Source organism: Corynebacterium faecale (assembly GCF_030408735.1).
GTDB lineage: Bacteria > Actinomycetota > Actinomycetes > Mycobacteriales > Mycobacteriaceae > Corynebacterium > Corynebacterium faecale.
Genome location: NZ_CP047204.1, coordinates 219,966 through 232,350, shown reverse-complemented (window position 1 = coordinate 232,350; position 12,385 = coordinate 219,966). Strand labels below are relative to the sequence as shown.

Genomic DNA, 12,385 nt, shown 5'->3' with positions numbered 1-12,385 from the left:
CACGCTTTCATGAAAGTTCTGGTGATTGATGCGACTGACTTCATTACTTCTCACTCCAAAAGTTAAAACTGGTATTCCCCATGGTCTCGCTTCGGCGGGTTCTCCACGTCAGATACGCCCCCATGAAGAGCAGGAGAATGCCGGCTCCGATAAAACCAAGAACGTTGGCTCCGGTGCTGGCCAGACCTCCGGTGGATATCTCCCCTGGCACTAGAGGCACTTGTCCGCCTGGTGCGGTATCACCAGGGCCGGGGATGCCACCGCCTGAGGGTGGAGGTAGTGGCCTGCTGGTGGTGGGTTTGCTGGGGGATACTGTCCCATCGCCCCCATCATCGTCTCCGTCCCCGGGTTCTGTGGGGACAAGGGGCGCAGCAGCCACCTTGGGGTGGACATCAATTATGTATTCCCAGTGGTCATCTTGCGAGCTTGAAGGAAGCGCGAGAATGAAAGGAACGAAAGTATTTTCTTCAAGTGGCGTTATTCGGTACAACCCCAGGGGAAGGCCGGAAAAGGTTACAGTGCCTGACTCATTGCTGTACCCGGTACGGTCCACATCGAATGCGGAATCCTCACGGTTCAGCAGCTCTTCTGTGGTGAGGGATGCTGCCTCGCTCCAACCACTCCGGGTACTCAAGTCAATATCACTCACCCGCTGCACACGGGCCCCCACCCCCGCAGGAGAAGGAGCTGGTACATCGTCGAAGATGTTCGGATGTGCGAAGTTGAGGGTGATGGTGCCGGTTTGTGCCGGGTCGATGGCAACCGCCTGCGCGGTCGCAGGCAATAAAAACGCCAGGACCATCAACAGGCCTGCAAGATTACGCAGCACGGTGAGCACCCACTTTCTGGTTCTTACGCCGTTCGCGCAGGATCAGCCACGCAATGATGAGCAGGACGGCTACCACTCCGATGAGCACCCACGTCATCCAGGGTTGCCAGAGTGAGGAATTCTCAAATACCTCATCAATGGACTCCTCCGGATCCATCGGCACACGCACACCACGCACCAGAAGGCGGTGGGAATTGATGCCATAAGGCGTGCAGGTGATCAGGGTGAGATGATCCTGCCCCATGATCGGCTGCACATCCGAGGTTTCCTCCGGCAGCACCACCTCAATCTGATCCACCTCATATTTGAGCGCTTCACCCATCACCTCGATGTAGATGGCATCACCAAGAACCACCTGGTCAAGTTCATCAAACATGGTGGCCGTGGTCAGACCGGTGTGCCCGGTGAGGATGGAGTGGGTGTTCTCCCCACCGACAGGCAGGGCGGAGCCATAGAGGTGGCCTACTCCCTTATGGAGGGTGTCATCCTCGGTGCCATGGTAGATGGGGAGTTTCACATCGATCGCGGGGATGGAGATCGCCGCCATGACGGCATCCTCATCACCGGATGGATTGAGCTCTTCCACGTAGTTTTGGTACGGGCGGTTGTCCTTGGCTACCCGCGATAACCACGGGTCCAGGATCGGTGCGCCGGCGTTAACTGCATTGTAGGCATGTGCGCGCTCGATCCACTGGGAGCGGTCCTCCACCGACACCTCGGACTGGGAGTTGCGATAGGCATCCACCACCGCGCTCTGGCCGGCGTTGTAGAGGTAGGTGGCAACCACCGGGTAAAGAAGCGCGGCGATTCCGGCGATCGCGAGGATCAGCGGAATCACCTTATCTTTAAGGGAACGACCGCTGTCCTTGGTACGGGTATCCACGGACATAGGGTTCTCCAGATCTTGGGGGCGGAGGGCGCCTGTGCTTATCGACGCCGCCCGCTGTCCCCTCTTTCCTTAGGCCTGCTTGCGGTTGCGGGCTGCGTAGTAGGCAGCTGCGATCAGCAGCAGCAGTGCGCCGCCACCGAGTGCGACCCAGATGCCCATGCCACCGGTCAGTGGCAGGTTGAAGCCTGCGTTACTACGGACGTTTTGGATATCTGCGTCAACAGTCAGCAACCCAGTGGTAGACGTAGTAGGGCTGAACGTTACTGGTACAGGCTGCGGTAGCAGCTCATAGCCGTCAGGTGCCTCCGTTTCCAGCAGGCAGAACGTGGTTCCGTTATCTATCCAGATATTCTCGAAAGCCCTTGCACCATCTGCCGTACTACCCTGCAGATTGCCAAGGTGGATGCCCGAGATGGATACCTCACCAGCAGAACCGGTGCTCCACTCCGAAATCCGCGCACCAGATCCTTCAACCCCTACACTGATGGGGTCACTCACAGGACGCAGGCGTTCGTCTGGATCTACTTCACAGCGGTATAGCTCAAAAGTTGCAGGACTTGCAGTGATGGGACTGGAATCACTATCCAACTTGGAGATATTGATCTCGCCGTAGATCGCGGTGGCCGTGTGTGAGATAGCACCGGGAACTGGCTCACCGGAGCCAGGGTTTTCTGGGTCCCAGTCTACCGGCGGAATGGTTCCGAATCCCTCTGTGCGCCTGAACCATGCGTTGTTGTCCAGGTTGTCTTGTGGAACAGCACTCAGCGTAGCTCGGATTTGCACACTAATCTCAATGTCACCAGTTGCCAAAGCAGAATTTAAGGCAGTGAGACCAGCTGCGGTGAAATCCACGAAGAGAATCTGACTCTCCTCTGTGGCGTCGCCTGATCCCAGGTTGCGCACGTCGTAGCTGCTCGGTGCCATTGGTTGTCCATTGAGGGAAATCGACTGGATCTCCCCATTTGTCAATTCTCGAGGCAGCTTATCCGTGAAGGTGAGTCCTGTCATGCCATTTACTGGGCTTCGAGGAATGTTGACTGAGATATCGTACTGGATAGCTTCACCCAATGAAGTACCGGTGACATCGATACCCTCAGCTTCAGCTACGGGGTCACCAATGAGCTTGGTGGGAACACCGAAGGACTGTCCCTTTGGATAGACATACACAGTATTCAGCCATCCGTCACCGTCTACCTCAGGCGCTGGATTGGTCATGGGCACGGCAACCAGGAAAGGATCACTGGGGGCGACGGCCACGTTATTCACATCACGGGGATCGAACTCTTCCACAACCAGGTAATACCCGATGTCAAGGTCATTGAAAGCAGCCAACCCATCTAAATCGGTAGATCGTTCCTCAGGCATTACGCCGCTCAGCCGAGAATGGTTCGTGTTGAGGGTCCTAGCGTTAAGGACAGAGCCGTTGAAGAGCCCGGCGATGTCAACGCCCGCTGCCTGCCGCCATCCATTCTGAGTGGTCAGATCAATGTCATTCAACCTATAGGCGGAGTATGTAATACCCTCTGCACGATCATCGTCAACAGACTTCTCAGTTCCATCTGCAGAAATACCGTTGTCAAGACTTCTCACCTTGTAAATATGAAGATTCGCCTTCGTTGGAATGCCCTCTAACGGCGGGGTCACATTCCCCTGCGCCACGGCACTTGGCAGAGCAACAGGGGAAACATTGTAGGCAACCGCACCAACGGCGCCAGTGGCTAGAAGGGCGGAGACGGCGACAACCGATGCCGCACGACGAATGGAATGCATGGAATGCTCCTGTGAATCAGCGACTGGACCCCAGGGGACAGCCGGAATGAAGGTCGAGACCGCTTATTCATGGGCTCGGATGGTAGAAGATGCCACGCCAGCAAGAGTGGAACGCTCTTAATCATCTGCTCCGATGCATATGACCCCATTTGGCCTGACATCTAAATAACAGCGGTTTACTTAATTAGTAACCCAACCCCAGCTAGCTGTCAATATCACATGTACTTCACAGGTTCACCATTTGAAACAGGGTGGATTTTTCACATAAATCGTGATAAAGGGGATTGAATCCACCTATAACCCGGCGGGTGGCGGGAGCCAACTTGAGGCGTTAAAACTTCCCAGGTTCATAAATATGACTATGCAGATAATTATTCATCACGTGAAAATCTTCAGATTGTACCAATAGGGTTTGGGCAGCTAGCCACCCCTGCCGATACCCTCCCTGCATAAATCCTTCCACCCCACCTCATTAAGCTTAAAATAATATAAAAATCACTCAGGTTTCCCATGTGCTAAACATAACCCCTAATAGCTAAGCAATAAGACCCCCATCTTTGCATTAAACCCAAAATGAGGGAGTCAGATGGAGATAAAAAACACATATGGCATTCGAGTGTAAAGATCGACACTCCTGGGTTGTGAAACAAAAAATGAGGTTGTCACATCTACAAAATGTGACAACCTCGCCTCGCCGAGTGAAAAACTGACAGCTACTTCACCAGCAGCTCCGCAATCTGGATAGTGTTCAGGGCAGCGCCCTTGCGCAGGTTGTCACCGGAAACCACGAAGATCAGGCCACGGTTGTCATCAACGGTGGAGTCCTGGCGGATGCGACCCACCAGGGAATCATCGGCGCCGGCGGCGGCGAGGGGTGTGGGGACGTCGACAAGCTTGACGCCGGGAGCGGCACCCAGCAGCTCCTTCGCCTGATCCACGGTGATGGAGCTGGAGAACTCGGCGTGGATGGTCAGGGTGTGGCCGGTAAATACCGGAACACGCACGCAGGTACCTGAGACCTTCAGGTCAGGCAAACCGAGGATCTTGCGGGACTCGTTGCGGAGCTTCTGCTCCTCATCGGTCTCGAAGGTGCCGTCATCGACCAGGTTGCCGGCGAAAGGCAAGACATTGTACGCGATCGGAGCAACGTAGGGGCCCAGGTCACCGGAGTCAGCGGCCTGACCGTCGTGGACAAAATCAACGTTGTGGTCACCAAGTTCGGAGACCTGCTTGGCCAGTGTTTCCACACCGGCCAGACCGGAACCGGATACCGCCTGGTAGGAGGAGACATGCAGCTTGACCAGGCCGGCGGCCTCGTGCAACGGCTTGAGCACTGGCATGGCGGCCATGGTGGTGCAGTTCGGGTTGGCGATGATGCCCTTGGCCAGGTTGTCCTTCGCGGACGGGTTCACCTCGGAGACGATCAGCGGAACCTCATCGTCCTTGCGGAACGCGGAGGAGTTATCCACCACGGTGGCACCGGCTGCGGTGAACAGTGGTGCGTATTCCCTGGAGGCAGTGCCGCCAGCGGAGAACAGCGCCACGTCAATGCCCTTGAGGGAATCCTCGGTGGCCTGGGTGATGTCCTCGACCTCGATCTGCTGGCCGCGGAAGTCAAGCTTCTTGCCTGCGGAGCGTGGGGATGCGAAGAAACGGACGGTATCAACCGGGAAGTCGCGCTGCTCCAGAAGGGCGCGCATAACCTGGCCGACCTGGCCGGTGGCACCCACAACTGCAATGGTGGTCATAATAAACCTTGTTCCTTAATATAAAAGCTGTTGTTTAGCGTCCGGTACCAGCGTAGACAGTGGCTTCTTCCTCGCCACCGAGCTGGAACTTCTCATGAAGTGCCACTGCGGACTTATCCAGGTCATCTTCGCGGATGAGCACAGAGATGCGGATTTCAGAGGTGGAGATCAACTCAATGTTGACGTTGACATCACGCAGCGCCTCCATGAACTCAGCCGTTACACCCGGGTGGGACTTCATGCCGGCGCCGACGAGGGAGACCTTGCCCACCTGGTCGTCGTAAAGCACGTTTGTCCAGGCGCCCTGCTGCTGCATCTTCTTCAGCAGTTCCATGGCGCGTGGTCCGTCGGAGCGCGGGCAGGTGAAGGTGATGTCGGTGGTGCCGTCCTCCACGGAGGAGACGTTCTGCAGCACCATGTCAATGTTGATCTCGGCATCAGCGAGGGCACGGAAGACCTTCGCCGCCTCGCCCGGCTTGTCCGGAATACCCAAAACGGTGACCTTGGCCTCGGACTTGTCGGTTGCTACACCGGTGAGAACTGCTTCTTCCACAGGAATATCCTCCATCGAACCGGCGATCAGGGTGCCGGGGTCATTGCTATAGGACGAACGTACACGCATCGGAACATTGAACGCGCGGGCGTATTCAACACTGCGCAGCACAAGAATCTTGGAACCCACGGCAGCCAGTTCCAGCATCTCCTCGAAGGAGAGTTTCTCCAGCTTCTGGGCGTTGGGCACGATGCGCGGATCAGCGGTGTAGACGCCATCAACATCAGAATAGATCTCACAGACATCAGCATCCAGCGCTGCAGCCAGCGCCACCGCGGTGGTATCTGACCCACCGCGGCCCAGCGTGGTCACATCGCGGGTTTCCTTATTCACACCCTGGAAACCGGCGACGATACAGATCTTGCCCTCATCCAACGCCTCACGCACACGGCCCGGGGTGACATCAACAATGCGGGCATTGCCGTGACGCTCCGTGGTGAGCACGCCAGCCTGCGAACCGGTGAAGGACTGTGCCTGCGCCCCCAGCGACTCAATAGCCATGGCAACCAACGCATTGGAGATGCGCTCACCGGCGGTGAGAAGCATATCCATCTCACGGGCCGGCGGAACGGGGTTGACGGCTTCAGCGAGTTCCAGAAGTTCATCGGTGCTGTCACCCATGGCGGAGCAGACCACCACGACATCATTTCCGGCCTTCTTGGTGGCAACGATCCGTTCAGCAACGTTCCGGATGCGTTCCGCACTCTCCAGTGAGGAACCGCCATATTTCTGTACGACTAGGGCCACCAAGTGCCACCTTTCGTTCGCGGTACCGACAGTTACGCCTCACCACTCTACCTTTTCGATCGCATGATACATATCTGAGGCAAACATTTATCCACACCAAGGTTTCACCCCTGCTTATCGACGACCAACCCCCAGCGTCCCCAACCTCCCAATTATCTGCACCCCACCCGATCAACTAACGTTGACCGGGTGCAAAGCGACCTGTTAGCCGTGCTATTCGCACTGGCGTCGGCACTCACCATTGCGTGGGGCACCGTAGTCCGACACCGCATCGCTGTCAGCGTGCCCGCGGGTGATTCCCCGTTCCTCAGCGCCATCCAACGACCAATGTGGTGGGCTGGCATGTCCACCGCGATCGTTGCCTACGGTTTACAGGTTGTGGCCCTGGCTTTTGGCCCATTGCTGCTGGTGCAGCCGTTTCTGGTGATGTCCTTGATGTTCACCCTCCCACTGTCCGCGTTATACAGCAGACGCAGAATGTCCCCGGCTGAAATCATGTGGTCAACTCTGCTCACCGGTGCAGTGATCGTGGTATCCGTGATGGGTCGCCCCATCGGCGGCGATGACCATCCGCCCATCCAACGGTGGATCCCTGCCATCCTCGTCGGCATAGCGGTTCTCACCGTGCTCTATTACGCGGGAGCCCGACTGGGGCAGCGCAAACGCGCTCTGCTGCAGGGCCTGGTCACCGGTGCGATCTTCGGCTACGTGGCCGTGTTGTCCAAAGCAGTAGCTGATTCCTTCACCTCCGCCGGTGTGGTGGGACTGCTGACCGCCTGGGAGCTGTACGCACTCATCGTGGCAGCAACGGTGGGCACCATTGTCCAGCAGAATGCCTTCAACGCGGGCGCACTCCGGACGTCCCTGCCCGCCATGAAAATCGGAGAACCCCTCGTCGCATTTAGCCTGGGATACGCGGTGTTGTTGGAACGTTTCCAGGTGGTGGACTGGGAGTGGATCTGGATGGGTCTGGCCTTGGCACTGATGGTGATCTCCACTATTTCCCTGTCCCGGAAAAGTCTGTAGATACCACAAAGGCCCGCCTCCCCCTGTTTTGTTCTAGGGGGAAGCGGGCCTGAAGTGTTACAGCGTCAGAAACTAACTAGCTGCTGGATGGAACAGAAGACAGAACACCAGAACTTCCGGCGCCGTCAATGAAATCGAACAGCATGACTGACAGATCGATCAGGAAATCGAACACGCTGGATCCGACATAGCCGAGATCCTCGATCACGATCGGGATTGGAATAACCATCATGGTAATACTCCCTAAAGGGTTCTAGGTGAAGCTGAGGCTAGGGGGTCAAGGTGGAGGCCAGCTGTTGAGAGCCAGCCTCCACCTTGAGGTCCTACTGTTTAGGATTCGTTGCGACGTCCGCGAAGGACGAGCCACGCACCCAGGAGCAGAATCATGATTCCGCCACCTGCGAGCAACACGACGTCAGCGCCGGTAGCTGCAAGGCCGGTCTGCTGCGCCTGTGGTACAGCACCCCGCTGTGGAGCAGCTGCCTGTGGCTGAATGCCGTCCTTTGCGGAAGGCTGGATGCCATCCTTAGGAGACACTGGGGACACCGGGGCTACCTCTGGTGGAGCAGGAGGTGTTACCGGAGCAACCGGAGCTGGCGGTGGGGTTGGGCCGCCACCAGCTGGTGGCAGTGGGATTGGAATTGGAATGATGATCAGCGCATTGGAGCTGGTCTTGTTCTCCAGTCCAACCTGAACCGTTGCACCTGGGTTCTCCAGGGTGATGATGCCGCTAGCGGAGTCACCAGACTGATCAACGACGCCTTCGCCGGACCAGATGATGTCACCCCACTTAACGTTGCTGACACTGGTATCGGCACCGACCTCGGTGAGGACGATCTCCGTATCCAGTGGCAGACCCACCAGTTCAACAGGCTGACCAGGGGTGACATTGAAGGTTCTGGTCTGGGTGTTGCCCTGACCATCAACCCACTCTGCCCTGATCTGGAATTCTGCGTCCTCATCGTTCTCGACAGCATCGCCCTTCGGGCCAGTAACTGTCTTGGTGACAACGATGATTCCACCAGGTTCAATGTCGAATCTCTGGTCCTCGTCCTCTGGATCCTCGTGAACTGCCACAGGAACATCCGGAGTCGGGCCCTCAAGCTCAAACGCCCGCTCGTACACAACCAAGGTCTTGCCAGCGTACTCAACTGCCTGAGCACCAGTGATAGTGAAAGTCACCGTCTCAGTACCAGAAACATATCCCTCACCAGCTGCACCAGCAGGAGTGGTAAACGTCGTGGACGCAGCGATACCCGTTGACACAGGAGGAGTAACACTCACATCCATCAACACACCATCAAAACGGTACTCAGTATCCGCCTTCAGATCAGTGTAGGAAATAGTATCCACCACAGTGCCACCAGTAATCGGCAGCAGCTTCGGATTATCTACATCCTGGACCTCAGCAAGAGTACCAATCTCAGGCTCACGCTCAACGCGGAATCTCTGGTCCTCGTCCTCTGGATCCTCGTGAACTGCCACAGGAACATCCGGAGTCGGGCCCTCAAGCTCAAACGCCCGCTCGTACACAACCAAGGTCTTGCCAGCGTACTCAACTGCCTGAGCACCAGTGATAGTGAAAGTCACCGTCTCAGTACCAGAAACATATCCCTCACCAGCTGCACCAGCAGGAGTGGTAAACGTCGTGGACGCAGCGATACCCGTTGACACAGGAGGAGTAACACTCACATCCATCAACACACCATCAAAACGGTACTCAGTATCCGCCTTCAGATCAGTGTAGGAAATAGTATCCACCACAGTGCCACCAGTAATCGGCAGCAGCTTCGGATTATCTACATCCTGGACCTCAGCAAGAGTACCAATCTCAGGCTCACGCTCAACGCGGAATCTCTGGTCCTCGTCCTCTGGATCCTCGTGAACTGCCACAGGAACATCCGGAGTCGGGCCCTCAAGCTCAAACGCCCGCTCGTACACAACCAAGGTCTTGCCAGCGTACTCAACTGCCTGAGCACCAGTGATAGTGAAAGTCACCGTCTCAGTACCAGAAACATATCCCTCACCAGCTGCACCAGCAGGAGTGGTAAACGTCGTGGACGCAGCGATACCCGTTGACACAGGAGGAGTAACACTCACATCCATCAACACACCATCAAAACGGTACTCAGTATCCGCCTTCAGATCAGTGTAGGAAATAGTATCCACCACAGTGCCACCAGTAATCGGCAGCAGCTTCGGATTATCTACATCCTGGACCTCAGCAAGAGTACCAATCTCAGGCTCACGCTCAACGCGGAATCTCTGGTCCTCGTCCTCTGGATCCTCGTGAACTGCCACAGGAACATCCGGAGTCGGGCCCTCAAGCTCAAACGCCCGCTCGTACACAACCAAGGTCTTGCCAGCGTACTCAACTGCCTGAGCACCAGTGATAGTGAAAGTCACCGTCTCAGTACCAGAAACATATCCCTCACCAGCTGCACCAGCAGGAGTGGTAAACGTCGTGGACGCAGCGATACCCGTTGACACAGGAGGAGTAACACTCACATCCATCAACACACCATCAAAACGGTACTCAGTATCCGCCTTCAGATCAGTGTAGGAAATAGTATCCACCACAGTGCCACCAGTAATCGGCAGCAGCTTCGGATTATCTACATCCTGGACCTCAGCAAGAGTACCAATCTCAGGCTCACGCTCAACGCGGAATCTCTGGTCCTCGTCCTCTGGATCCTCGTGAACTGCCACAGGAACATCCGGAGTCGGGCCCTCAAGCTCAAACGCCCGCTCGTACACAACCAAGGTCTTGCCAGCGTACTCAACTGCCTGAGCACCAGTGATAGTGAAAGTCACCGTCTCAGTACCAGAAACATATCCCTCACCAGCTGCACCAGCAGGAGTGGTAAACGTCGTGGACGCAGCGATACCCGTTGACACAGGAGGAGTAACACTCACATCCATCAACACACCATCAAAACGGTACTCAGTATCCGCCTTCAGATCAGTGTAGGAAATAGTATCCACCACAGTGCCACCAGTAATCGGCAGCAGCTTCGGATTATCTACATCCTGGACCTCAGCAAGAGTACCAATCTCAGGCTTCAGCAGGTAGTTCGTCAGTTCAATACCAACGTTTCCACTCTGAGTGGTCTCAAAAACTGCATAGGCGCGACCTTCAGCATCCAGACCGGAATCTTCAATACCGGCACCGGAGAACTGTGGAGTACCCCAGGTGAAGCCTGGAATAGTTTGTGGAGGGATCTCAGTGAGTCGGATCTTCCATCCATCAGGACGTGAGTTCTCACCATTGATAACGGTTCCGTCAGTATCAACAGCAATGGTATAGGAGGCGTTCGGATCTCCTGACAGATCTGCACCAGGAGCAAACTCCTCTACAAGGATGCCGATGGTACCAGGCACTGCAACTCCAACGAGAGGGGCAGAAGGAGCGACAACAACCTTGTTCAGATCAAAAGTTCCGCGGTTCAGGGCGACAATGGTGCCCGAACTGGCGTAGCGCTGGGTCTCTGAAGCGATGGCGGTGTAGGAATTCCAGGTGACACTGTTCTCATAGAGAGTGCCACTTGCATCAAGACCGCCGGAAGCAGTACACAGCGAGTACTTGATGTCGATCGTGTGATTCAGGCCGCCACCAATAACAAATCCACCAGCCGGCGGGGTAACAGTGATCGTCATGGACGTATCACTGGTCTGCACCAGAGTGGCAATATCAGTATAGGTATTACCACGATAGACAACCTCGAGGCGTGTTATATCTGCACTCGCACAGAGTCGGAGGTTATCGCTGAATGAATCCTCAAGAACGATGGGTTCATCAATGGTGAGCACCCTGGTGTCTGGGGAGGAGATTTCAGCTTCCCAGCGGAACACGGTTCCGAAGGGCTCGCTCACCAGATCCATATCAAGCTCAGCCATTTCGACGCCCTTGCCAAGGCCGACGTCAGCAGCAATGATGTTGAATTCATCGCTGACAGAAGTAGCGATCACTTCACCAGCCCACTCACCATAAGCACTGGTACCAGGGAGCTCCTCGATGTCACACAGGAAGAAATTCTGGCCCCCGCCTTGTGGAGCACAGTAACCCCACTCCGGAGTGCCAGGCTCATTCTGAGCCCGCAGAGGGAATCCACCCAGAGCTCGGAGTGTTACAACATCAGGGAGGTGGATCTCAAAGCTGTCGCCGGGCTGCAGATCGAAATCTCGGCCATCCCACTCACCCGAGATCCATACCGCTTGGCCAACTTCCTTGGGATCAGTTGTCGAGCCGCCTTCCTCAGTGAAGATTTGGGTGGCGGTGTGAACAGTGAGATCTCCCCAGTTTTGGGGCTCCCTCAGCTGGAGAGGGCTAATAAGGTCACTAAGACCATCGAGAATGCCGACCTCATCAGTAGGTTCAATGAGATCATCGCCGATGACCACGTCATTCGATGTCTCATCGACCTCAACTGGGTCTGATTCAATCAGTTCAGGGAGGGGTTCCTCCTCGTCGTTGAGGGTTTGATCGCTTGCCACATCAAGCTCATCAGCAATCTCGATGACTGCGCCGTCATTCAGCGCAAATTCGTCAGCTCGAGCAGCTGTGGGCGACAGCAGTGCGAAAATCAGCGCCATCACAGCCATGAAGACCGTAACCACAATCCAGGGGGACACCCCCTTCCCAAATACGCGTGTAGATGTGAATTTATTCATGATTCCCCTTCCAAGGACCAACTGCCGCTACTGGGGCGGACCTACCCATCAAGTGCTATGCAACGAGTTAGCAGGCCATCTCATTCGACAAATCTGCCACTCTTCGCGCAAGGCTAACAGCAACGAAACCCCAGCTCAAGCGCTTTAATTGG

Annotated in this window: 8 protein-coding genes; 1 reads left to right on the top strand and 7 read right to left on the bottom strand. The window is 55.9% G+C overall.

The genetic code is table 11. The features are described from left to right. Positions 1-43: 43 nt before the first annotated feature. The 5 genes from CFAEC_RS01080 to CFAEC_RS01060 all read right to left on the bottom strand — a co-directional run bounded on the left by CFAEC_RS01080 (position 44) and on the right by CFAEC_RS01060 (position 6,536). On the bottom strand, positions 44-829 hold the full coding sequence (locus CFAEC_RS01080) for an isopeptide-forming domain-containing protein (RefSeq protein ID WP_290278009.1): 786 nt from the start codon (positions 827-829) through the stop codon (positions 44-46). Beyond that, complete coding sequence (locus tag CFAEC_RS01075; RefSeq protein WP_290278007.1) at positions 819-1,712, bottom strand: class C sortase; 894 nt, start codon at positions 1,710-1,712, stop codon at positions 819-821. The genes CFAEC_RS01080 and CFAEC_RS01075 overlap by 11 nt, the downstream gene beginning before the upstream one ends. A gap of 75 nt (positions 1,713-1,787) precedes the next feature. Next, positions 1,788-3,488, bottom strand: coding sequence for a SpaH/EbpB family LPXTG-anchored major pilin (locus CFAEC_RS01070; RefSeq protein ID WP_290278004.1), 1,701 nt, complete (start codon positions 3,486-3,488; stop codon positions 1,788-1,790). 713 nt (positions 3,489-4,201) lie between these two features. After that, complete coding sequence (locus tag CFAEC_RS01065) at positions 4,202-5,236, bottom strand: aspartate-semialdehyde dehydrogenase (RefSeq protein WP_290278001.1); 1,035 nt, start codon at positions 5,234-5,236, stop codon at positions 4,202-4,204. Positions 5,237-5,270: 34 nt separating this feature from the next. After that, positions 5,271-6,536: an aspartate kinase gene (locus CFAEC_RS01060; RefSeq protein WP_290277999.1), complete on the bottom strand. Its 1,266-nt coding sequence runs from the start codon at positions 6,534-6,536 to the stop codon at positions 5,271-5,273. 189 nt (positions 6,537-6,725) lie between these two features. Here CFAEC_RS01060 and CFAEC_RS01055 point away from each other — a divergent pair, with 189 nt between their 5' ends. Next, positions 6,726-7,562: a DMT family transporter gene (locus CFAEC_RS01055; RefSeq protein ID WP_290277997.1), complete on the top strand. Its 837-nt coding sequence runs from the start codon at positions 6,726-6,728 to the stop codon at positions 7,560-7,562. 76 nt (positions 7,563-7,638) lie between these two features. On the opposite strand, the gene CFAEC_RS01050 is transcribed toward CFAEC_RS01055, so the two are convergent. Further along, a complete protein-coding gene (locus tag CFAEC_RS01050; RefSeq protein ID WP_290277995.1) occupies positions 7,639-7,794 on the bottom strand; it encodes a hypothetical protein in 156 nt (51 codons plus the stop codon). A 98-nt stretch (positions 7,795-7,892) separates the two neighbouring features. After that, on the bottom strand, positions 7,893-12,194 hold the full coding sequence (locus CFAEC_RS01045; RefSeq protein WP_290277993.1) for a VaFE repeat-containing surface-anchored protein: 4,302 nt from the start codon (positions 12,192-12,194) through the stop codon (positions 7,893-7,895). Positions 12,195-12,385: the final 191 nt, after the last annotated feature.

Excerpts from the sequence above, each read along its gene's own strand:
- CFAEC_RS01070 (WP_290278004.1), bottom strand. The coding sequence starts at position 3,488 with ATGCATTCCATTCGTCGTGCGGCATCGGTTGTCGCCGTCTCCGCCCTT.
- CFAEC_RS01065 (WP_290278001.1), bottom strand. The coding sequence starts at position 5,236 with ATGACCACCATTGCAGTTGTGGGTGCCACCGGCCAGGTCGGCCAGGTT.
- CFAEC_RS01050 (WP_290277995.1), bottom strand. The coding sequence starts at position 7,794 with ATGATGGTTATTCCAATCCCGATCGTGATCGAGGATCTCGGCTATGTC.